Source organism: Qipengyuania sp. (genome assembly GCF_043423005.1).
In the GTDB taxonomy this organism is placed as follows: Bacteria; Pseudomonadota; Alphaproteobacteria; order Sphingomonadales; family Sphingomonadaceae; genus Qipengyuania.
The window spans coordinates 1-21,031 of record NZ_JBHWMI010000016.1 but is presented as its reverse complement, the minus strand read 5'-3'; the positions used below and the strand labels follow the sequence as shown (position 1 = coordinate 21,031).

The window sequence follows — 21,031 nt, the reverse complement described above, 5'->3', positions numbered from 1 at the left end:
ACCCATACGATGAGCCAGGCAATCGCAGACCCGGCGGGCCGCCTTCCAGCTGATATGGACGACGGGCAGGGCATGGGTCAGCCGGGCGGCCACGGTCATGGCCGGGCTTCGTTCGGCATGCTCGCCATCGGCGCTGTCGGCGTGGTGTTCGGCGATATCGGCACCAGCCCGCTCTATGCCTTCCGCGAAACCTTCGCCGGCCATCACCCGATCGAACCCGATCCGCTGCATGTGTTCGGCGTCCTCAGCCTCGTCTTCTGGTCGATGATGATTGTCGTGACGTGGAAATACATCCTCACGATCATGAAGGCCGACAACAAGGGCGAGGGCGGCAGCCTGGCGCTGCTGGCGCTGATCAACCGCAAGACCGAGGGGGCCCGCTGGACCGCGCCCCTGGTCCTTCTCGGCGTCTTCGCCACCGCGCTGTTCTATGGCGACAGCATGATCACGCCGGCGATGTCGGTGCTGTCGGCAACCGAGGGGCTGCGCTATCTTGACCCGCGGTTCGAAAGCGTGATCGTTCCCATCGCTCTCGTCATCCTTGTCGGCCTGTTCGCGATCCAGTCGCGCGGGACCGAGAGGGTGGGCAAGCTGTTCGGCCCGGTGATGATCATCTATTTCCTGACGCTGGCGGCGCTGGGGCTGCTCCACGTCGTCAAGATGCCGTCGATCGTGCTGGAGATGATCAACCCGCTGAATGCGGTGCGCTTCTTCGTCACCGACGGGTTCCGGGCCTTCGTCGCGATGGGCACGGTGGTGCTCGCGATCACCGGAGCCGAGGCGCTTTACGCCGACATGGGCCATTTCGGGCGCAAGCCGATCGGTATCGCTTGGGGCGCCTTCGTCCTGCCGTGCCTGCTCCTGAATTACATGGGGCAGGGGGCGATGGTGATGAGCGTCACCCCGGCCGAGGCCCAGACCCTGATCCGCGATCCGTTCTTTCTGATGATCCCCGACATGGTGCGGGTGCCCGTCGTCATCCTGGCGCTGTTCGCCACCATCATCGCCAGCCAGGCGGTCATCTCGGGCGCGTTCTCGCTCACCCAGATGGCGATCCAGCTGGGGTTCCTGCCGCGCATGAGCATCAAGCACACCAGCGCGTCCACCGCCGGGCAGATCTATATCCCGGTGGTCAACTGGGGCCTGATGATCGCGGTGATCCTGCTGGTCTTGTTCTTCCAGTCGTCGAGCTCGCTTGCCGCTGCCTACGGCATCGCCGTGACAGGCGCGGTGACGATCGATACGATCCTGCTAACCGTCCTCGTCTTCAGCGTGTGGAAATGGCCCTTGTGGCGGGCGCTGCCGATGCTGGCGATCTTCTTCATGGTCGACATGTCGTACCTCGGCGCGAACTTGCTAAAGGTGCCGGACGGGGGATGGGTGCCGCTGGTCATCGGACTGGGAATCTTCACCCTGCTGACGACCTGGTCGCGCGGGCGGCAGCTGATGCGCGAGAACATGGCGGAAGGATCGCTTCCCTTCACCATCTTCGCCCGCAGCGCCCGGTCGAGCGCGGCCCGGGTGCCGGGAACCGCGATCTTCATGGCTTCATCGCCCGATGGCGTGCCGTCGGCCCTGCTGCACAACATTAAGCACAACAAGGTACTGCACGAGCGGGTGATCGTCCTGACAGTCAAGATCGAGGATGAGCCCCAAGTCACGGAAGACCGCCGCATCGAATTCACCGAAATGGGCGATGGTCTCTATCGCATGACCTTGCATTACGGCTTCCTGGAGGAAACCGATATTCCCGCGGTATTGCGGGCTTCTCCCGTCTGCGGGGGGACGTTCGACATGATGAACACCAGCTTCTTCCTGAGCCGCCAGACGCTGCTGACCGGCAAGACCCCGGGCATGGCGCTGTGGCGCGAACGGCTGTTCGCGTGGATGCTGCGAAATTCGGCGACCGCGATGGAATTCTTCCGCCTGCCGACCAACCGGGTCGTGGAACTGGGCAGCCAGGTCGAGATCTAGCCCGGCCTTGCGCCCTTGCGCGACCCCTGCCGTCAGCCGGTCGGCGGTTCGTCCTTCAGAACCTCGTCGCGATCTTCCAGCGACAATCCATGGCGGATCAGCATCGGCAGCTGGGTCAGCGTGAAGATGAAGGTCAGGGGCAGGAAGACCCAGATCTTCGCCCACAGCCAGTTCTCGAAGCTCATCGTGCGGACGAGAACCTCGTTGAGACCGGCAAGGGCGAAGAAGAACACGCCCCAGTTGCGCGACAGCTTGAGCCAGCCTGCGTTATCCACCCCCTCGAACGCCGCCTCGAGCAGTATCTGCAGCCATGCCCGCCCACGCATCCAGCCGATGATGAGAACGGTGCCGAACAGAAGATAGATCGCGGTCGGCTTGAACTGGATGAAGCGTTCGTCCCGCAGCCAGATCGTCAGCGCGCCGAAGCCGACGATCAGCGTGGTCGAAAGGATCAGCATCGGGCTGACGCGGCCGAACTTCCACTTGCTGAACGCAAGAGCGATCACCGCCGCACCCATGAAAGCGATGGTGCCATACATCACCGCCGCTATTTCGCCGAAAGTCGAGTTTTCGGGCGGCTGGTACAGCTTGTAAACGCCCAGGAAGACAAGCAGCGGGCCGTAATCGACCAGCGTGTTGAGCCAGCCGGTCTTTGGCTTGCCCGCCGGCCGGGTTTCTTCAGTGTCCGTCATGCCACCCCCGCGATCACGCGCGCCACCAGATCGGGATCGAAGGGGCGCAGGTCGTCGATCTTCTCGCCCACGCCGATCGCATGGATCGGCAGGCCGTATTGCTCCGCCGCCGCGACCAGCACCCCGCCGCGGGCGGTTCCGTCAAGCTTGGTCATGACCAGCCCCGTCACTCCCGCAACTTCCTTGAACACGTCGATCTGGGCCAACGCGTTCTGGCCATTGGTCGCATCGAGGACGAGGACCACGTCATGCGGCGCTTCGGGGTTGAGCTTGCCGAGCACGCGGCGAATCTTCTCCAGTTCGTCCATCAATTCGCGCTTGTTCTGCAACCGCCCGGCGGTGTCGACCACCAGCACGTCGGTCCCCCGGTCGGTCGCCGTCTTGACCGCGTCGAAGACGATGCTCGCCGGATCGCCGCCTTCGGGCCCTTTGACCAGCGGCACGCCGACCCGCTGGGCCCAGGTCGCCAGCTGGCCGATGGCGGCGGCCCGGAAGGTATCGCCGGCGGCGAGCATGACCGAATAATCGTCTTCCTGGAACAGATGGGCAAGCTTGGCGATGGTCGTGGTCTTGCCGCTACCGTTGACCCCGATGACCAGCACGACCTGGGGCCGCGGGAAGGCGGTGATTTCTAGCGGTTTGGCCACCGGGCGCAGGATGGCGGCGATTTCCTCGGCCACGGCTTCCTTCAGTTCCTGGGCACTGATCTGGAGTCCGAACCGCTTGTCCGACAAACGCTGACGGATGCGCCCCGCCGCCGCCGGGCCGAGGTCGGACATGATGAGGGCATCCTCGACGTCGTCGAGCGTCTTGTCATCGAGCCGCGCGGTGCCGACCACTTCGGCAAGATTGCCGGTGAGGCGTTCGGAGGTCTTGCGAAAACCGCCGAACAGCCGGTCTTTCCAGCTCATGCTCATACCAGAAGGGTGTCCTCGATGCGCGAAGGGGTGATGGTTGCGATAGTGCCCGCCGCCTGGCCCGGGGGCACGGCGACGCGAGCGAAGTTTTCCGCATGGCCCGTACCGTCCCGTTCGACGAGGACGCGGAGCGGACGGCCTACAAGAGTGGCAAGCCAGCTTTGCCGTGCCTCCGCCACCGCCCCGCGAAGCTCCGTCGCGCGGGCGCGTACGGTGTCGCGCGCCACTTGGGGCATCCGTGCGGCGGGGGTGCCGGGGCGGGGGGAATAAGGAAACACATGGCCATGAACGATGCCGAGTTCGCGCACGATCGACAGGTTGGCCGCATGATGTTCGGCGCTCTCGGTCGGGAAGCCGGCGATGAGATCGGCCCCGATGGCCAGGTCGGGCCGCCGGTCTCTCAGCCTGCCGACAAGCTCTACCGCATCGGCGCGGCTGTGCCGCCGTTTCATCCGCTTGAGGATCAGGTCGTGCCCGTGTTGCAACGAGAGATGGAGGTGCGGCATGACGCGCGGCTCGCCGGCGATGATCTCGCCAAGCAGCGGATCGATTTCGATCCCGTCGAGCGATGACATCCGCAGCCTCGGGAGCGCGGGATACCGTTCGAGCAGTGCGGCAACCAGCGTGCCCAGCGGCGGGCGGCCGGGCAGATCGGACCCCCAGCTGGTCAGGTCGACGCCGGTCAGCACGATCTCTTGCGCCCCCTCGCCAAGATGCCGGGCGACCTCGTTGCAGACGGCGTCGATGGTCTGCGAGCGGCCGGGCCCGCGGCCCTGCGGGATGATGCAGAAGGTGCAGGCATGATCGCACCCGTTCTGCACCGCGATGAAGGCGCGGGTTCGTACGGGCGCCGGGCGCAGCGCGGCGGCGGGCGCGTTCCACGCGCGCGGATCGAGCTTGCGCGAATTGGCCACCAGTCCGTCGACCTCGGGCATCGCGGCCAGCGCCTCGCGTTCGGTCTCGGCGGCGCAGCCGGTCACGAGCAAGCGCGCCGCCGGATGCGCGCGCCGCGCCCGGCGGATCGCCTGGCGGGTCTGACGCACTGCTTCGCCCGTGACGGCGCAGCTGTTGACGACGATCACGTCGCGCTCTTCCGCGAGCAAAGCGCGGATGCTCTCGCTTTCCGACAGGTTGAGGCGGCAGCCGAGCGAGATGACGGTCGGGCCCGCGGGTGCTGTGCTCACGCGAAATCCTCCCACGCGAAGGAACCGCGAAAGGCCTCGGTCGCCGGCCCGGTCATGTGCATGGACCCTCCAGGCGTCCAGCCGATGACGAGCGCGCCGCCCGGGAGCGTCACCGTAACTTCATGGTCGACAAGTCCGCGCCGGATCGCTGCGACGGCGGTGGCGCAGGCACCCGTGCCGCAAGCCCGGGTCAGCCCGGCTCCGCGCTCCCATACCCGCAGGCGGATGTTGGTGCGATCCTCCACGGTGGCGACGTTGACGTTGATCCGATCGGGAAACAGCGGGTCGTTTTCGATTATCGGTCCCAGGACGTCGAGCGGGATTGCCGAGCAATCGGGGACGAAGAAGATGAGATGCGGATTGCCGACGCTGACCGCATCAGGGCCGCTCAGCTCCTCCCAGCCGAGCGGCATGTTCGCCGTCGGCATGGGGTAGGCAAGCGGTATGGCGTCCCAATCGAACGAGGGGGTTCCCATGTCGATGCTTGCCCCGCCGCCACCGCAACGCGCATCGAGGATGCGATCCGCGGTTTCGATCCGGCAATTGCGCCCGATCAGCAGCGCGACTGCGCGGGTGGCATTGCCGCATGCCCCCGCGGTACTGCCGTCCTGGTTGTAGATCGTCATGCGCACGTCGGCGGCGGGGCTGGCCGTCAGATGGATCAGCTGATCGCAGCCGATGCCGGTGCGCCGGTCGCACAGATTGCGAATAAGCCCGGCATTCAGCGGCGGCAACTGCCCGCTGCGATCGTCGAGTACGACGAAATCGTTGCCGAGCCCGTGCATCTTGATGAAATCGGCGCGCATTGCAGCGCGCATCTATGCGTTGCGGCGCGGGGCGTCCAGTATCAGACCGCGCGCATCTCCTGCCCGGCCGGGGTGCATTCGCCCGGCGTCTCGGCGGTGGTGGAGGCACGCAGCAACCCTGCCGTGGCCAGCCGCTTGCGAACGTCCTCGGCCGGCTCGGGACGGCCGTAGTGATACCCCTGACCCTTCATGGTCCCCATCCGGCGCAAGGCCTCGAGCACGGTTTCGTCCTCGATGCCTTCGGCGGTAATGGGCAGCTTGAGGCCGCGGCCCATCGAGACGATCGCGTCGACCAGCTGCACACTGTCGCCTTCGCGGCGCAGTTCGCCGATGAAGCTGCGATCGATCTTGAGCCGGTCGAACGGCAGGCTGCGCAATTGCGACAGGCTGGAATAGCCGGTGCCGAAATCGTCAAGGCTGACCCGTACACCCTGATTGCGCAGGCTCGTGATCATCGTCCGGACCAGCCCGACATTGTCGTGCAGGCAGCTTTCGGTCACCTCGATGTCGAGCCGCTGGGGCGGAAAGCCGTGCGTCACCAAGAGCTTGAGGATCTTCTGCGCGAACCACGGATCGCGCATCTGGACGGGCGAGATATTGACCGACAGGGTCAGCGTCTCGTCCCATTCAAGCGCATCGGCAAAGGCCCGGGTGATAAGCTGTTCGCTCAATTCCGTGATCGCGCCGATCTCTTCGGCGATGGGAATGAATATATCGGGGCCGACCAGGCCCAGTTCGGGTGATTGCCAGCGTGCCAGCATTTCGAACCCCGCGATCCTCCCGGTTTCGAGATCGACCTGCTGTTCGTAATACGGAACGAATTCGCCGTTCGCGATGCCCTTGCGAATGCCGGCTTCCAGTTCGTTGCGAAAGCGCAGTTCGCACTCCATCGCATCCTCGAACCAGAAGTAGCGGTTCTTGCCCTTCTTCTTGGCGTGATACATCGCGATGTCGGCCTTGTGCATCAGCCGTTCGGCATTGCCCGCGGTGCGATCCTCGTCCGTCAGATGGGCGGTGGTCGCGATGCCCAGCGACAGGGTAACCTCAACCGGCAGGCTGCCGTCAGCGGCGGTGCCGGGTATCTGTGACAGAAGCGACGCGGCCAGATCGTCGACTTCGCCGGTCTGGCCCCGGCGGTAAGGGACGAGGCAGACGAACTCGTCGCCGCCAAGCCGGGCCAGCAGTGCATCGGGCGGAAGCAGTTCGCCCAGACGGCCGGCAATCAGCGATAGCACCGCATCGCCGGCAGCATGCCCGTTGAGGTCGTTCACCTGCTTGAAATTGTCGAGGTCGATGACGATCGCCGCATGGTCCAGGGCCGTTCCGCCGCGGGCGGTGATGGCCGCGGCGGCGGCGTTGGCGAAGCTGCGCCGATTAAGGCACCCGGTCAGCGGATCGTGTTCGGCCAGACGCCGCATCTGTTCTTCGGATACACGGCGTTCGGCCAGTTCGGCCGAGAGGCGCTTGTAGCGGTGCCAGCCCATCAGGATCAGCGCCACGTTCAGCAGCAGTGCATTGGTCAACGCAAGGTCCGGCGCTTCGGCCTCGCCGTTCCAGGCGCGGACCAGATGCGGCAGAACCGTGCCCGCGGTAACGGTGAACAGCACGATCGCGGCCAAAGCGATGGCGAGCGTAAGGCGATCGTGAACCGCAGTCGGCGCTTGGGCCACAGCCAGAAGCCTGCTTTCGACACTGGTTCCTGCGTTGCGATTGCCCATTGATCCCCCAATCGACCGGAAAGTGCGATCTACGAAAGGGCACCTAAAAAGCGGTTAACTCCCCGGCGCTCCCGTGGCGGTTGAGAAGGTGGCGGTTCGCAGCCATAGCGACCACCGATCGAGGGAAGGATACCGAACCGATGGCACACTACTGGCTGATGAAATCCGAACCCGACGTCTATGGCTGGGACGATCTCGTCAGCGAAGGGGAAGGCGTGTGGGACGGGGTGCGCAACCACCGCGCCAAGAACAACCTTGCCGCGATGGAAGTAGGCGATCAGGCGTTCTTCTATCACTCGAACATCGGGCTCGAGATCGTCGGCGTGATGGAAGTGAGCGAGGCCGGCCTTTCGGATCCGACCGACGAGAGCGGCAAATGGGCGGCGGTCAAGGTCCGGCCGCTGCGCAAGCTGCCCCGGCCGGTCACACTCAAGACGATCAAGGCGGACGAGCGCCTTAAGGATTGCGAGCTGGTCAAATATTCGCGCCTGTCGGTGGCGCAGATTACGCCCGGGGAATGGAAAATCATTCTTGCCCTTGCCGGCGAATGACTATTTCGCGCGCAGGGCGCTGACAGTGATGCCGCTGGCCGCGAGCTGCTCGATATCGATCTTGCAATGGATCAGCCGCAGTCCGCCGCGCGTCTTCGCCTCGGTCAGTGCGGAGCGGAACGTCTCGTCATTGTCGGCGTAAGCGCTCCACGCGCCATAGGCGGCCGCCAAGGCCGCGAAGTCGGGATTGTCCAGCCGGGTGGCACTGATGCGGTCCTCACCTGGAAATTCGCGTTCCTGATGCATCCGGATGGTCCCGTAGGCGCCATTGTCGACGACGATCACGATGAGGTTCGCCCCATGCTGGACCGCGGTCGCAAGTTCCTGCCCGTTCATGAGGAAATCGCCATCCCCCGCCACGGCCACGACGGTGCGTTCGGGGTATCGCAGGCTGGCCGCGATGGCCGCCGGGACGCCATAGCCCATCGCGCCGCAGGTCGGGGCGAGCTGGCTCGGCCACCCGTCATAGCGCCAGTAGCGATGCCACCAGCCGGCAAAATTGCCCGCACCGTTGCAAACGATGGTATCGGCCGGCAAGGCCTCACGCATGAAGGCTACTGCCTGCCCCATGTCGAGCGCGTGGCCATTGGGCCGGGGCGTGGCCCATTCGTCCCATTCGGCATGGGCGGCAGGGCCAGCGTCGAAATCGATCGTGTCCTCGTCCGCCCATAGCGCCAGGCTTTCGGCGAATTCCGCCATATCCGCACAGATCGCAAGGTCGGCACGGTAGACCCGGTTCAGCTCGCAAGGATCGGGATGGACATGGATCAGCGTCCGCCCCGCATCGTCCAGCGGGGGGACGGTGTACCCATCCGTCGTCGCCTCGCCCAGCCGCGCCCCTACGACCAGCAGCAGATCGGCTCGCTTGACGCGCTCGACCAGCGCGGGGTTCGGGCCGTAGCCGAGGCTGCCGGCATAGACAGGGGAGGCCGAGGAGATCGCATCCTGCCGCCGGAATGCGGTGGCAACGGGCAGGCCGATCCGTTCGGCATAGCGCTGAAAATGCTCGCGCGCGCAGGCATCCCAGCCGGCCCCGCCGACGATGGCCAGCGGTTCGGCAGCGTCCGCCACCAGCGCCGCCAATGTCTGCAAGGCTTCGGGTGCGGGGGTCTGCGGCGGCGGGACGACACGTGCCCGGGGGCGGGACGACGTGTCCCGATCAAGCATGTCCTCGGGCAGGGCAAGCACGACCGGCCCCGGTCTTCCCGACATCGCGGTGGCATAGGCCCGGGCGATATATTCGGGAATGCGATCGGCATGGTCGATCCGCGCTGCCCATTTGGCGATCGGGCCGAAGAATGCGGGAAAGTCGATCTCCTGAAATCCTTCGCGGTCGCGCATGGTGGAGGCGACATCGCCGACGAACAGGATCATCGGGTGCGAATCTTGAAAGGCGACGTGCACACCGATGCTGGCGTTGGTCGCGCCCGGGCCACGGGTGACGAAGGCAATGCCGGGCCGCCCTGTCATTGCTCCGTCCGCACAGGCCATGAAGGCTGCACCCCCTTCCTGACGGCAGGTCACGACGTCGATCTCGGGCGTCGTGCCGAGCGCATCGAGCACCTGGAGAAAGCTTTCGCCGGGCACGGTGAAGATGCGATCGCACCCCTGCGCCGTGAGGCAATCGACGATCAGGCGGGCCGCGGCGGGCGTGGGCTTGGCTGTCATCCCTCGCGAGTAGGCCCGGGGGCTGCCGGTGGCAATCACGCGATTGCGGTTCCGATTATCCGCAGGAGAAACGCCGCTGTCCCGCAATACGACACCTTTTCAAATCGCAGGACCGCAATGGTAAAAGATTCGTTAACTCCGCATCATGAGACGCGCACTTGTTCTTACCAACGAAGGTCGCCGCCACTGGCTGCGGACCATGCTCCCCACCCGTCGCGGTTTGTTCGCGGATCTGGCAAATGACGGGCCGCAGGACTGGAAGCTGACGGCGGGCGATGTCCGCGGCGCCGCGACGACCTATTTCGCCACCTTCGCCGCGGTGCTGGCCTTCATCGCCTGACAGGTCAGGCGGCGATTTGCGGCGCGGCTCCTGCCGCTGCGGATCGTTCGGCCTGCAGCAGCCGCCAACCCAGCCACGCCGATATCAGGCACATCGCCGCGCACAGCAGCACCTGCTCGACGATCGGCACACCTGCCGCGCTCATCCCCGTCGCCAGCAGCGATCCAGCGACCATCGCGCCGGAATTGACGATATTGTTGGCAGCGATCGTCCGCGACGCTTTCTCGGGCGCGGCGCGGGTGGTCAGGAAGGCGTAGAGCGGGACGACGAACATCCCCCCAGCAATCGCGATCCCCAGCAAGGTCAGAAGGATCGCGGTCGCCATCGGCCAGGCGAGGAACTGGCCGACATCGAGCAGGCTGGTCGGCTGATCCTTCGCCCACAGCTTGGCTGCAAGATAGAACGCCAGCACGAACACTCCCATCGCGATCACCGAGGCCGGCGCATAGCGCGCCGAAACCGTGCCCTTGAGCAGCGCGTTGATCGCCACCGACCCGATCGCAACCCCGATCGAGAAAACGACCAGAAACAGGCTCGCCACCTCTTTGCTGGCCATCAGCACGTTCTTGGCCAGCGGCGGGAACTGGATGAACAGCACCGCTCCGATGGTCCAGAAGAAGCTGATTGCGAGAATGGCGTAATAGATTTCGCGGTTATGCATCGTGTCGCGCACCAGCCGGATCGAGGCGCGCACGATGTGCCAGTCGAGCTTTTCGGGCGTTCCCTGGGGCGGGGCGGGGGGCACCTTGAGGCTGACGAGCCAGCCTACCACGGCCACCAGCAAGATGGCGATGGCGGCTATCTCCACCTCGATCCAGCCGGCCAGGATGGTCCCTGAAAGGATCGCGATATAGGTACCGGCCTCGACCAGCCCGGTGCCGGCCAGCACCTCGTCCTTGTGCAGGTGCTGCGGCAGGATTGCGTACTTGATCGGGCCGAAGAAGGTCGAGTGCACCCCCATGCCGAACAGGGCGACGAGCAGCAGCGGGATCGCAGCGTCGGCAATGACCGACGGGGGCACGAACACGCAGCGCGCATCGCCGCCGGCACAAACGGCGTCCTGCCAGGCGACGAGCAGTCCCGCCGCCCCGACCAGCATGATGGCGATTTCGGCCGCCTTTACCCTTCGGATGATTGCCGCCTTGTCCCGCATGTCAGCGAGCTGGCCGGCAAGGGCGGAGAGCAGGAAGAACGGCAGGATGAACACGCCCGACGCGACGGCCGAGAACATCCCTTCGGCCTCTTCCGAATTGTAGATCGTGTAGACGACGAACAGCACCATCGCCGTCTTGTAGAGGTTGTCGTTGAAGGCGTTGAACAGCTGCGTCACGAACAACGGCAGGAACCGCCGCTGGCGCAATAGATGCGTTGATGTTGTCATGACCCCCCGAAAGGAAACCTCTCGCCTGGTCAGCATCCGTAGCGCGGTGGCATCGCGGGACAAGGACAAAGCGCGTCTTTTGCGGCGCGGCGGGACGCGCTAGGGCGGGGCTGTCCATGATGAGCCTGCCCAACATCCTCACCCTGTCGCGCATCGTCGCGATCCCGCTGCTCGCCTTCCTGCTGTGGTGGCCGGGGTGGGAGGCGGGCTATCTTGCCGCCTTCGTCTTGTACTGCCTCATGGGTATCACCGATTATTTCGATGGCTATTTCGCCCGTACCAGCGGGACGGTCTCGAAACTGGGCATCTTCCTCGATCCCATCGCCGACAAGATCATGGTCGCGGCGGTGATCCTCGTGCTCGCAGCACAAGGCGTGCTGCGCGGGCCCTATGTTGGCGACGCGCATGTGATCGCTGGTCTCATCATCCTGATGCGCGAGATCGCGGTCTCCGGATTGCGCGAATTCCTCGGGCCGCTGCAGGTTTCGGTCCCAGTAAGCCGGCTGGCGAAATGGAAGACCACCTTCCAGATGATCGCGCTCGGCGCGCTGATCCTCGGGCGCGGGCTGCCGCAGTGGAACGTGATGGTGGGCGCAGTCGAGGCGAACGTGCCGCACACGGTGGGCCTGACGACGCTATGGGCGGCAGCGATCCTGACTGTGGTGACGGGGTGGGATTATCTGCGAGTTGGATTGCGGCATATGGATTGAGGTGCGCCAGGTCGTTGGTGTCCTCTCTGTGGCGACAGAAGGTCGAGTCCGCTATTAAGTGGGAAGGCGAATGGCGGCGCTTCAGCCCACTATGTGCCGTTCGTCGTAACCGGGGCCAAAAGACCGGCTGATGATTGCTTGAATATATTCAAAAGGTTGGGGTAGAAATCTTCGATGTTCGCGTTGACATCGCGGCTCCCCTCGTAGCGCCGAAGCGCGTCCACGAGCGCAGGAACATAGACGAAGCCGCGCCTCACATCCTCGGCGATTTCGGCATTTGCGGCCTTCTCTCCCCGATCGGCAGCCGTGAGCCGAGAAGTGATCGATCTGATGATGCTCTCATTGATCACCTGATCCCAAGTCGAATAGCCTTCACGGCGCATTGCTTCGCGAAGCGGCTCGAAGTTCTCGGCAGTTGCAGCGACTTGTGAGCCATAGTTCGCCGTCAGCGGATTGATCACAGTATGAGCAAACTCGTGAGCCACCAGGGGCTGAAGCCTTGCGGCCTCCCCGAAATCGACGGATCCTGCCGTGATTGCGTTCGGCCCGATAAATGCAATTGCAGCCGTCTGGCCTCCCTCGTTGTCGATGCGAGTGGCAAAGCCGCCGTCGTGCAGAAGCGGCCCAAGAATAACCTTCGTCGAGCCGAGCGGTGTCCCGAGGTAAGCAATCAGGGAACTCATTGAAGCCAAGACCGTCGGCCGAGACCGTGCGACCATCTGCTCGTATTCCGGCTGATGGGAGGCATAGAATTCGTCGAACCGACAGTCTTGCGCAAAATCACGCGCTGAAGCCCAGAAATCGGCAAGGCTTTCCGCACCGCCAGCGCTGGCGATTACGCTGTCGCCCAACGGGAACCGAGGGTGGAGCTCCGGAGGCTCCGAAAGCGAGATGAAGGCTTCAGGGACATTGTTGAAGTCGAACCCGCTCGCAGAAAGCTTTGCAAATTTTGTCACCGCAGCATGGCTGGAACAGGCTGCAAAAAAGCTTGCTGCGTCGCGCTTGTATTGGGAATCGAGATAGGAGACGAGGAAGTAGCCCGACAAATACTGTATGACCCCCATAAGCTCGATCCGTTGATCGACCGTAACGGTGGTTTGGGAAGCCGGTGAGATTTTCGGCTCTTCCACAGGAAGACAGGCTTGGCTTGCCATCGCCAGCAGCGAAACTGCCGCAATACGCATTCCACCCCTCCCAATGTGTGAAAGTTGCCGGTTATCAGAACTCGTTAGCTCCGGAAAGCTTCGACGGGCCGCAAGCCACAACGCCCGCAACGCGATCGCAATTTGTCATCACCCAGACCGCACCTCACCCCGCCCGCAGCTCATCTGCCAGCAGTTCGAAATCATCCCGCCGCGGTGAGTTCTTGCGCCAGATCAGCGCGATCTCGCGGCTGGCAGCCTTGCTCTTGAGGGGGCGGGCGATGACGCGGGTCCCGTCGAGGATACCTGCCTCGAGTGCCATCTGCGGCAGCATCGTCAGCCCGAGGCCATTGTCCACCAGCTGGACCAGAGTATGCAGGCTCGTGGCGATCATCGCCGCCGAGGCGCGCAGTTCCGGACGGTTGCAGGCGGCCAGCGCATGTTCCTTGAGGCAATGCCCGTCTTCCAGCAACAGCAGCCTTCCGCCCGCGGTCATCGTCTCGACCATGCTGGGCGGAATGATCTCGGGCGGGTCGCGCGGATCGCCCTTGGGAAAGGCGATGTAGAGTTCATCCTCGCGGATGTGCGCCATCTCGACGTCGCCGGTCGGGAAGGGCAGGGCGAGCAGCACGCAATCGACCCGCCCCTGTTGCAACGATTCGACCGCATCCTGGCTGGTTTCCTCGCGCAGCAGAAGCTCCAGATCGGGCCGCTCGCGGCGCAGGCGGGGGAGCAGCCGCGGGAGGATGAAGGGCGCGATGGTGGGGATGACGCTCATCCGCAACTGTCCGGCAAGCGGCTTGCCCGAGGCCTGGACGAGATCGGCAAGTTCCTCCGCCTCGCGCAGGATGCGATGCGCCTTTTCCACCACCTGATTGCCCAGCGCGGTGAAGCGGACGACCCGCCGGCTGCGCTCGACCAGCGTTACGCCAAGCAGGGATTCGAGTTCGCGAATGCCCGCCGACAGGGTCGATTGCGAAACGAAGCTTGCTTCTGCCGCGCGGCCAAAATGACCGTGTTCGTGCAGCGCAGCGAGATATTGCAGCTGCTTGATGGTGGGAAGGTAGGTGCTCATGCAACCGCCCCCGCCAGGGACCGTATCACTCGGCCACCTCGGCCGTGTCTCCGGCTGGTTCGCGTGGCGTCTCGTCAGGCGCCTCCGCCGGCGCAGCCATATCGTCGGCCACGTCGTCGACATGGGTCATCTTGAGGCGGCCGTTCTGAACCGCGAAGGCAAGCTTGCCTTCGACGAGGTCGAGCGCGTCCTTGCCGAACACCTCGTAGCGCCAGCCTTCGAGGATTGGAAGGTTGCGCACCCCGGCGGCCAGCGCTTCCATTTCCTCGGTCCGCGTCAACAGCCGGGCAGCGACATCGATGTCCCGGGCGCGAATCTTGAGCAGCAGCTTGAGCAGGTCGCCCACCAGCGCGCCTTCCTTGCCCAGCGGGGCACCGCGCTTGGGCTTGTCGGGCATCTCGTCCTTCGGGAGCGGCTCGGCCTCGTCGAGGACCTTCATCAGCCGCTTGCCGATGTCGTTGTCGTGCCAGGCGTTGGACAGGCCCCGCACCTTCGCGAGATCGGGCTGCTTCTTGGGCGGATGGCTGGCGATATCTGCCAGCGTCTCGTCGCGCATGATGCGCCCGCGCGGGATGTTCTTGCGCCGCGCCTCGTCCTCGCGCCATGCGGCCAGCGCCTTCAGCCGCCCGAGGACCGCCGGATTGCGTCCCGGCGAGCGGATACGCTGCCATGCAAGATCGGCGTCGTTGGCATAGTTGGCCGGATCGGCGAGCTTTTCCATTTCGGCGTCAAGCCAAGCGCCGCGCCCGGTCTTGATCAGCTTCTTGAGGATACGCGGGAAGATCTTGGCCAGGTGAGTGACATCGCCGATGGCGTATTCGATCTGCCGTTCTGTCAACGGGCGGCGGCTCCAGTCGGTAAAGCGTGCGCCCTTGTCGATCGTCAGGCCAAGCCAGCTTTCCACGAGATTGGCATAGCCGATCTGTTCTGACTGGCTGATCGCCATCATCGCGATCTGGGTGTCGAAGATGGGATGCGGAGTGCGCCCGGTGAAATTGTAGACGATCTCCACGTCCTGTCCGCCGGCGTGGAAGACCTTGAGCACGTCCTCGTTGTCGCACAGCAGGTCCCACAGCGGCTTGAGGTCCAGCCCCTCGGCCAGCGGATCGATCGCGGCCGCTTCGTCCTCGTTGCCGATCTGTATCAGGCACAGCTCGGGGAAATAGGTATTTTCGCGCATGAATTCGGTGTCGACGCAAACGAAGTCGTGCTGCGCCAGCCGTTCGCACAGGTCCGCGAGGGTCGGCGTATCGGTGATCAGATCGTGTATAATCATCTTGTTCTTTTTTCCGACTGCGCGGTGGCCATCGCCGCCCGCGCCTGTGCGCGTCTTGACAAAACGGCGGCCTTGTCCTGTTAGCGCGCGCGTTTCCTGCTAGATGCGCACGTCACGGCCAGCCCCGCCGCGCCCTAACGCCATAGCCCGTAAATTGGAAAGTTTTCAATGCACGCCTACCGTACCCATACCTGTGCCGCTCTCTCCAAGGACGATGTGGGCCAGAGCGTCCGCCTGTCAGGCTGGGTCCATAATAAGCGCGACCATGGCGGCGTCCTGTTCGTCGACCTGCGCGATCACTACGGCATCACCCAGATCGTTGCCGACAGCGACAGCGAGGCACTGCCGCTGCTCGACAAGCTGAAGCTGGAATCGGTCGTCACGATCGATGGCGAGGTGAAGGCGCGTGACGGGGCGGCGGTCAATGCGAACTTGCCCACCGGGGAGATCGAGGTGTTCGCCCGTTCCGCCGTGGTCCAGAGCCGCGCGGACGACCTGCCGCTGATTGTCAACCAGGCAGACGATTATCCGGAAGAAACCCGCCTCAAATATCGCTTCATCGACCTCCGGCGCGAGCGGGTGCACGCCAACATCATGCTGCGCAACCGGGTGATCCAGAGCCTGCGCCGCCGCATGACCGATCAGGGCTTCAGCGAGTTCCAGACCCCGATACTGGGCGCATCCAGCCCCGAGGGCGCACGCGACTATCTCGTGCCCAGCCGTCTCCATCCGGGCCGCTTCTACGCGCTCCCCCAGGCGCCGCAGATGTTCAAGCAGCTCCTGATGGTGGCCGGGTTCGACCGCTATTTCCAGATCGCACCATGCTTCCGCGACGAAGACCTGCGCGCCGATCGCAGCCCCGAGTTCTACCAGCTCGACTTCGAGATGAGCTTCGTCACCCAGGAAGATGTGTTCCAGGCGATCGAGCCGGTGCTCGCCGGCGTGTTCGAGGAGTTTGGCGCGGGCAAGAGCGTGACTCCTGCCGGCACCTTCCCGCGGATCCCCTATGCCGAAGCGATGCTGAAATATGGCAGCGACAAGCCCGACCTGCGCAACCCGCTGATCATCACCGATGTCACCTCGCATTTCACGAAGAGCGGGTTCGGCCTGTTCGAGAAGATTGTCGGCGGGGGCGGGGCGGTGCGGGTGATTCCGGCCCCCGCGACGCACGAAAAGAGCCGCAAGTTCTTCGACGACATGAACGACTGGGCGCGGCGCGAGGGGTTCGCCGGGCTGGGCTATGTCACCCGCAAGGGTGGCGAGTTCGGCGGCCCGATCGCCAAGAATCACGGCGCCGAGGGCATGGAGGCGCTCTACGGCGAACTGGGGCTGGGCGAGAACGACGGCCTTTTCTTCGCTGCCGGCAAGGAAAAGGATGCGGCCAAGCTGGCGGGCGCTGCCCGCACCCGCGTGGCCGAGGAACTGGGGCTGATCGAGGAAGGCTGCTTCAAGTTCTGCTGGATCGTCGATTTCCCGATGTTCGAGTATGACGAGGACGCGAAGAAGATCGACTTCAGCCACAACCCGTTCTCGATGCCGCAGGGCGAGATGGAGGCGCTGGAAACGCAGGACCCCCTCGATATCAAGGCCTGGCAGTACGACATCGTCTGCAACGGCTACGAACTGTCGAGTGGCGCGATCCGGAATCACAAGCCTGAAATCATGTACAAGGCGTTCGAGATCGCCGGCTATTCACAGGCCGATGTGGACGCGAATTTCTCCGGAATGATCGAGGCGTTCAAGCTGGGCGCGCCGCCGCACGGCGGTTCGGCCCCTGGGATCGACCGGATCGTGATGCTGCTCGCCGACGAACCCAACATCCGCGAGGTGATCGCCTTCCCGATGAACCAGCGCGCACAGGACCTGATGATGGGCGCCCCTTCGCGGGTGGCCGCAAAGCAGCTGCGTGAGCTGAATATCCAACTCTCCCCCGCCGCACGGGAGGCGACGGAGCGTTCGGCCGCCATGCCGGCAGGGGAAACGGTCGCGCCCGACGCGGGCTAGGCGGCCAGGCGGTCAGGCGGGCAAGAAAAAGGAGGCGCGGGACCGATCCCGCACCCCCCGACATCATGCATCCGCGGCTGCGATGCAGATCAGTCGTACTGCTTCTCGATCATGTTGCCGAAGCGTTCGCCTTCAACGATCTCGGCATAGCAGGCCTGGACGATCGCCTGCTCCTCGGGATGGAGGTTGCCGCTCTTCAGCGCGGCGTCGAACTTTTCCTTGAGATAGTCCTCGCCTTCCTCGACCCGCTCTGCCGCGGCTTCATCGCCGTTTTCGAAGGCGTCGGTGATGTCGGTCCACACCCGGTGCAGGCTGCCCGCGACCGAACCCTTGGTCACGACCTCGTCACCCTGACGCTGCAGTTCGGCATTCAGCTTCTGCAAGGTCTGCTCGCGCTTCGTCAGGCGTTCCTGCAGGGCCTGCTTGAGCTTGGGGTCGTTGGCTTTCTCCATCGCCTTGCGATAGCCGCTGACCGAATCGAACGTGGTGTCGGTGAGGCTTTTGAACGTCGTGGTACTCATGAAATTGAAAGTCCTTCGGTTGTTGCTACAGTATGCATACGCGCGAGACAGCTATTGGGTTCTGCGGCGAAGCGTCCCGGGGGCGAACCGCTCTTGCGCCGAGTGACGCCGTTCATTAGGGCGAAAGCCAATTTGAACCCCCATCAATGAGAGGGACCGTAATGAGTGATACTGCCGACCGCGTGCAGAAGATTGTCGTCGAGCATTTGGGTGTCGAGGCCGACAAGGTCACCCAGGACGCAAGCTTCATCGACGATCTTGGTGCCGACAGCCTCGACATCGTCGAACTGGTGATGGCCTTCGAGGAAGAGTTTGGCGTGGAAATCCCCGACGATGCGGCCGAGAAGATCACCACGGTGGGCGACGCCACCAAGTATATCGAAGAGCACAAGGGCTGATCGCCTAGGGTTCCTTTGGCCCCGCGCGTTTCGCAGGGTTGGCCTTCCTTCCGGCCCGGCGCGGGAAGGTACGGCACGGAGTTGACAGGCTCAGCCCTCGATGGGTTGGGCCTGTCCTGTTTTTGCGGAGAATAGCATGCGTCGAGTGGTCGTAACCGGTTTGGGGCTCGTCACCCCGCTTGGCAGTGACGTGGAAACGACATGGGCCAATATCCTCGCCGGCAAGAGCGGGGCGGGCCCGATCACCCGGTTCGATGCGTCTGACCAGAAGGCGCAGATCGCCTGCGAGGTGAAGCCCAAGGATCACGAGTTCGGCTTCGACCCCGACAAGCGGATCGATCACAAGATACAGCGGCAGGTCGATCCGATGATCGTCTATGGCCTCGACGCCGCCGGTCAGGCACTCGAGGATGCGGGGCTCGACGAGATGGACGAGGCGCTGAAGGAACGCGCCGGCGTGACCATGGGGTCGGGCATCGGAGGCTTGCCTGGAATCGAAGCGGAATCGGTCAATCTGCATGAACGCGGCCCCGGCAGGGTCAGCCCGCATTTCGTCCATGGGCGGCTGATCAATCTCATCAGCGGGCAGATATCGATCCGTTATGGCCTGATGGGACCGAACCATGCGGTCGTCACGGCCTGCTCGTCGGGCGCCCATGCGATCGGCGATGCCGCGCGCATGATTAAGGACGGAGATGCCGACATCATGGTGGCGGGCGGGGCGGAAAGCACGATCGACCCGCTGGGCGTCGCCGGCTTCGCGCAGGCGCGCGCGCTCAACACCAGCATGAACGACACGCCCGAAAAGGCCAGCCGTCCCTACGACAAGAACCGCGATGGTTTTGTGCTGGGCGAAGGGGCAGGCGTCGTCGTGCTCGAGGAATACGAGCATGCCAGGGCGCGCGGCGCGAAAATCTATGCCGAGGTGGTCGGCTACGGCCTCTCGGGCGACGCCTATCATGTCACCGCGCCCCATCCCGAAGGCAAGGGTGCGGAACTCGCCATGCGTATGGCGCTGCGCAAGGCCGGTCTCGAGGCGTGCGATATCGATTACGTCAACGCCCACGGCACGAGCACGATGGCCGACACGATCGAACTCGCCGCGGTCAAGCGCGTGCTGGGCGACGATTTGTGCGGTGCCTCGATGAGCAGCACCAAATCGGCGATCGGCCACCTTCTGGGCGGCGCCGGCGCAGTCGAGACGATCTTCTGCATCCTCGCCATTCGCGATCAGATCGTCCCGCCGACGCTCAATCTCGACGATCCTGACGAGGGCACCGAGGGCGTCGACCTCGTCCCCCATACGGCGAAGAAGCGTGAGGTCGTGGCGGCGCTCAACAACAGTTTCGGCTTCGGGGGAACCAACGCCTCGCTGATCGTCGCGAAAGTCGCCTGACATGCGCGGAGCGAAGGCGGCCATCGCTGCGGTGGCCGCTGCCGCGTTGATCGCGGCCGTGTGGTTCGCCGCCGGCTGGTGGGGCGGGGCCAATGTCGGGAAGGACACGAGCTTCATCGTCAAATCCGGCGCGACGGTGACGAGCGTGGCACGCGATCTTGAAGAGCAGGGCCTGATCGCGTCGAGCGATGCGTTCCTGTTGCGCGCCAGATTGCTGGGTTCAGGCGATCCGATCAAGGCGGGCGAGTTCCTGCTGCCGGTGGGGTCGAGCCCGGCGCGGATCCTCCATACCTTGCAGCACGGCGAAGCGATGCGCCGCCTCGTCACGATACCCGAGGGCACGCCGTCCATCGTGGTTCACGAATTGTTGATGGCCGAACCGCTTCTTGCCGGCACCATTCCGGTCCCGGCGGAGGGATCGATCCTGCCCGACAGCTACGATTTCGAACGCGGCGAAACCCGGGCGGCAGTCGTCGCCCGGATGCAGCAGGCGATGAAGGACTATCTCGCCGAAGCCTGGCCCGGGCGGACAGCGGCAAGTGCGGTGCGGACGGTGGACGAAGCAGTCGTCCTGGCTTCTATCGTCGAGAAGGAAACGGGCGTCCCGCGCGAACGCCGGATGGTTGCGGGGCTTTACACCAATCGCCTCAAGGACGGCATGCGCCTTCAGGCCGATCCGACGATCATCTATCCCATCACCAAAGGAAAGCCGCTCGGTCGCCGCATCCGCCGGTCCGAGATCGATGCGGTGAACGGATACAACACCTATTCGATGGCTGGCCTGCCTCGCGGGCCGATCACCAACCCGGGCCGCGAATCGATTGCTGCAGTGCTCGATCCGGCGGCGACCAAGGCGCGATATATGGTGGCGGACGGCAGCGGCGGGCATGCCTTCGCCGAAACGCTGGAGCAACATAACGCCAACGTCGCCAAGTGGTTCGCCATCCGCCGCCAGCGGGGCGAACTCTAGGTGACTGCCGCCGGCAGCGATGGGCACGCCCCGCTGATCCTGACGGCGATGTTGCCCGCCGAACTGCACCGCCGGTTCACCAACCTGCGCCGCGAGCATTTTCCGCCCGAACGCAACTACCTCGATGCGCATGTCACGCTGTTCCACGCGCTTCCCGCCCATTGCGAGGCCGAGGCGCGGCGGTATCTGGCGCAGCTGGCCGGCGAACACGCCCCGATTGCAGGCCGGATCGAAGGTTTGATGCCGCTTGGCGGAGGGACGGCAATCCGCCTGTCGAGCCCCGGCCTGCTCGAGCTGCGCGACCGCAT

General features: G+C 64.4%; 20 protein-coding genes. 9 read left to right on the top strand and 11 right to left on the bottom strand.

Features of this window, described 5'->3' with window-relative positions; genetic code table 11:
- Positions 1–9: 9 nt before the first annotated feature.
- Positions 10–1,974, top strand: coding sequence for a potassium transporter Kup (locus ACHFFA_RS03225; RefSeq protein WP_394269401.1), 1,965 nt, complete (start codon positions 10–12; stop codon positions 1,972–1,974).
- 32 nt (positions 1,975–2,006) lie between these two features.
- Here the strand turns inward: ACHFFA_RS03225 and ACHFFA_RS03220 are convergent, their stop codons facing one another.
- The 5 genes from ACHFFA_RS03220 to ACHFFA_RS03200 are packed head-to-tail and all read right to left on the bottom strand — an operon-like array spanning position 2,007 to position 7,291.
- Positions 2,007–2,666 carry an inner membrane-spanning protein YciB gene (locus ACHFFA_RS03220; protein WP_394269400.1) on the bottom strand — a complete coding sequence of 220 codons (660 nt, stop codon included), beginning with the start codon at positions 2,664–2,666 and terminating at the stop codon, positions 2,007–2,009.
- Positions 2,663–3,583, bottom strand: a complete 921-nt coding sequence (gene ftsY / locus ACHFFA_RS03215) for a signal recognition particle-docking protein FtsY (RefSeq protein WP_394269399.1) — start codon at positions 3,581–3,583, stop codon at positions 2,663–2,665. The genes ACHFFA_RS03220 and ftsY overlap by 4 nt, the downstream gene beginning before the upstream one ends.
- The gene (locus ACHFFA_RS03210; protein ID WP_394269398.1) at positions 3,580–4,767 is read right to left on the bottom strand and encodes a MiaB/RimO family radical SAM methylthiotransferase; all 1,188 of its coding nucleotides are present in this window, start codon (positions 4,765–4,767) and stop codon (positions 3,580–3,582) included. The genes ftsY and ACHFFA_RS03210 overlap by 4 nt, the downstream gene beginning before the upstream one ends.
- On the bottom strand, positions 4,764–5,573 hold the full coding sequence (gene dapF / locus ACHFFA_RS03205; RefSeq protein WP_394269397.1) for a diaminopimelate epimerase: 810 nt from the start codon (positions 5,571–5,573) through the stop codon (positions 4,764–4,766). Before dapF ends, ACHFFA_RS03210 begins: the two co-directional genes overlap by 4 nt.
- Positions 5,574–5,614: 41 nt before the next feature.
- Complete coding sequence (locus tag ACHFFA_RS03200) at positions 5,615–7,291, bottom strand: putative bifunctional diguanylate cyclase/phosphodiesterase (protein ID WP_394269396.1); 1,677 nt, start codon at positions 7,289–7,291, stop codon at positions 5,615–5,617.
- Positions 7,292–7,431: 140 nt separating this feature from the next.
- Between ACHFFA_RS03200 and ACHFFA_RS03195 the strand changes: the two genes are divergently transcribed.
- Positions 7,432–7,842: an EVE domain-containing protein gene (locus tag ACHFFA_RS03195; protein ID WP_394269395.1), complete on the top strand. Its 411-nt coding sequence runs from the start codon at positions 7,432–7,434 to the stop codon at positions 7,840–7,842.
- Here ACHFFA_RS03195 and ACHFFA_RS03190 read toward each other — a convergent pair whose 3' ends face one another.
- Entirely contained in the window at positions 7,843–9,510 is a 1,668-nt protein-coding gene (locus ACHFFA_RS03190; RefSeq protein ID WP_394269394.1) for a thiamine pyrophosphate-dependent enzyme, read from the bottom strand.
- A gap of 145 nt (positions 9,511–9,655) precedes the next feature.
- Here ACHFFA_RS03190 and ACHFFA_RS03185 point away from each other — a divergent pair, with 145 nt between their 5' ends.
- Positions 9,656–9,850: a hypothetical protein gene (locus ACHFFA_RS03185; RefSeq protein WP_394269393.1), complete on the top strand. Its 195-nt coding sequence runs from the start codon at positions 9,656–9,658 to the stop codon at positions 9,848–9,850.
- A gap of 4 nt (positions 9,851–9,854) precedes the next feature.
- Here the strand turns inward: ACHFFA_RS03185 and ACHFFA_RS03180 are convergent, their stop codons facing one another.
- Entirely contained in the window at positions 9,855–11,231 is a 1,377-nt protein-coding gene (locus ACHFFA_RS03180; RefSeq protein ID WP_394269392.1) for an MFS transporter, read from the bottom strand.
- Positions 11,232–11,347: 116 nt separating this feature from the next.
- Here ACHFFA_RS03180 and pgsA point away from each other — a divergent pair, with 116 nt between their 5' ends.
- Entirely contained in the window at positions 11,348–11,941 is a 594-nt protein-coding gene (gene pgsA / locus ACHFFA_RS03175) for a CDP-diacylglycerol--glycerol-3-phosphate 3-phosphatidyltransferase (protein ID WP_394269391.1), read from the top strand.
- An 89-nt stretch (positions 11,942–12,030) separates the two neighbouring features.
- On the opposite strand, the gene ACHFFA_RS03170 is transcribed toward pgsA, so the two are convergent.
- From ACHFFA_RS03170 to rnd, 3 genes are all read right to left on the bottom strand, one after another.
- Positions 12,031–13,125: a DUF4932 domain-containing protein gene (locus tag ACHFFA_RS03170; RefSeq protein ID WP_394269390.1), complete on the bottom strand. Its 1,095-nt coding sequence runs from the start codon at positions 13,123–13,125 to the stop codon at positions 12,031–12,033.
- Between the two features lie 124 nt (positions 13,126–13,249).
- Entirely contained in the window at positions 13,250–14,158 is a 909-nt protein-coding gene (locus tag ACHFFA_RS03165) for a LysR substrate-binding domain-containing protein (RefSeq protein WP_394269389.1), read from the bottom strand.
- Positions 14,159–14,183: 25 nt separating this feature from the next.
- Entirely contained in the window at positions 14,184–15,434 is a 1,251-nt protein-coding gene (rnd, locus tag ACHFFA_RS03160) for a ribonuclease D (RefSeq protein ID WP_394269388.1), read from the bottom strand.
- Between the two features lie 168 nt (positions 15,435–15,602).
- Here rnd and aspS point away from each other — a divergent pair, with 168 nt between their 5' ends.
- Complete coding sequence (aspS, locus tag ACHFFA_RS03155) at positions 15,603–17,438, top strand: aspartate--tRNA ligase (RefSeq protein WP_394269387.1); 1,836 nt, start codon at positions 15,603–15,605, stop codon at positions 17,436–17,438.
- An 89-nt stretch (positions 17,439–17,527) separates the two neighbouring features.
- Here aspS and ACHFFA_RS03150 read toward each other — a convergent pair whose 3' ends face one another.
- Complete coding sequence (locus ACHFFA_RS03150) at positions 17,528–17,959, bottom strand: PA2169 family four-helix-bundle protein (protein ID WP_394269386.1); 432 nt, start codon at positions 17,957–17,959, stop codon at positions 17,528–17,530.
- A gap of 161 nt (positions 17,960–18,120) precedes the next feature.
- Between ACHFFA_RS03150 and ACHFFA_RS03145 the strand changes: the two genes are divergently transcribed.
- The 4 genes from ACHFFA_RS03145 to ACHFFA_RS03130 all read left to right on the top strand — a co-directional run.
- Complete coding sequence (locus ACHFFA_RS03145; RefSeq protein WP_047805955.1) at positions 18,121–18,357, top strand: acyl carrier protein; 237 nt, start codon at positions 18,121–18,123, stop codon at positions 18,355–18,357.
- A 136-nt stretch (positions 18,358–18,493) separates the two neighbouring features.
- Positions 18,494–19,753: a beta-ketoacyl-ACP synthase II gene (gene fabF / locus ACHFFA_RS03140; RefSeq protein ID WP_394269385.1), complete on the top strand. Its 1,260-nt coding sequence runs from the start codon at positions 18,494–18,496 to the stop codon at positions 19,751–19,753.
- A 1-nt stretch (position 19,754) separates the two neighbouring features.
- Positions 19,755–20,723, top strand: coding sequence for an endolytic transglycosylase MltG (gene mltG / locus ACHFFA_RS03135; RefSeq protein ID WP_394269384.1), 969 nt, complete (start codon positions 19,755–19,757; stop codon positions 20,721–20,723).
- Positions 20,724–21,031, top strand: a 308-nt coding sequence (locus ACHFFA_RS03130) for a 2'-5' RNA ligase family protein (protein WP_394269383.1), incomplete at its 3' end; no start/stop codon positions are given.

Coding starts and splice junctions, on each gene's coding strand:
- ACHFFA_RS03165 (WP_394269389.1), bottom strand. CDS start 14,158: ATGAGCACCTACCTTCCCACCATCAAGCAGCTGCAATATCTCGCTGCG.
- mltG (WP_394269384.1), top strand. CDS start 19,755: ATGCGCGGAGCGAAGGCGGCCATCGCTGCGGTGGCCGCTGCCGCGTTG.
- ACHFFA_RS03195 (WP_394269395.1), top strand. CDS start 7,432: ATGGCACACTACTGGCTGATGAAATCCGAACCCGACGTCTATGGCTGG.
- ACHFFA_RS03170 (WP_394269390.1), bottom strand. CDS start 13,125: ATGCGTATTGCGGCAGTTTCGCTGCTGGCGATGGCAAGCCAAGCCTGT.
- ACHFFA_RS03180 (WP_394269392.1), bottom strand. CDS start 11,231: ATGACAACATCAACGCATCTATTGCGCCAGCGGCGGTTCCTGCCGTTG.
- ACHFFA_RS03145 (WP_047805955.1), top strand. CDS start 18,121: ATGAGTGATACTGCCGACCGCGTGCAGAAGATTGTCGTCGAGCATTTG.
- ftsY (WP_394269399.1), bottom strand. CDS start 3,583: ATGAGCATGAGCTGGAAAGACCGGCTGTTCGGCGGTTTTCGCAAGACC.
- rnd (WP_394269388.1), bottom strand. CDS start 15,434: ATGATTATACACGATCTGATCACCGATACGCCGACCCTCGCGGACCTG.
- fabF (WP_394269385.1), top strand. CDS start 18,494: ATGCGTCGAGTGGTCGTAACCGGTTTGGGGCTCGTCACCCCGCTTGGC.
- ACHFFA_RS03150 (WP_394269386.1), bottom strand. CDS start 17,959: ATGAGTACCACGACGTTCAAAAGCCTCACCGACACCACGTTCGATTCG.
- ACHFFA_RS03200 (WP_394269396.1), bottom strand. CDS start 7,291: ATGGGCAATCGCAACGCAGGAACCAGTGTCGAAAGCAGGCTTCTGGCT.
- pgsA (WP_394269391.1), top strand. CDS start 11,348: ATGATGAGCCTGCCCAACATCCTCACCCTGTCGCGCATCGTCGCGATC.
- ACHFFA_RS03190 (WP_394269394.1), bottom strand. CDS start 9,510: ATGACAGCCAAGCCCACGCCCGCCGCGGCCCGCCTGATCGTCGATTGC.
- ACHFFA_RS03225 (WP_394269401.1), top strand. CDS start 10: ATGAGCCAGGCAATCGCAGACCCGGCGGGCCGCCTTCCAGCTGATATG.
- aspS (WP_394269387.1), top strand. CDS start 15,603: ATGCACGCCTACCGTACCCATACCTGTGCCGCTCTCTCCAAGGACGAT.
- ACHFFA_RS03185 (WP_394269393.1), top strand. CDS start 9,656: ATGAGACGCGCACTTGTTCTTACCAACGAAGGTCGCCGCCACTGGCTG.
- ACHFFA_RS03220 (WP_394269400.1), bottom strand. CDS start 2,666: ATGACGGACACTGAAGAAACCCGGCCGGCGGGCAAGCCAAAGACCGGC.
- dapF (WP_394269397.1), bottom strand. CDS start 5,573: ATGCGCGCCGATTTCATCAAGATGCACGGGCTCGGCAACGATTTCGTC.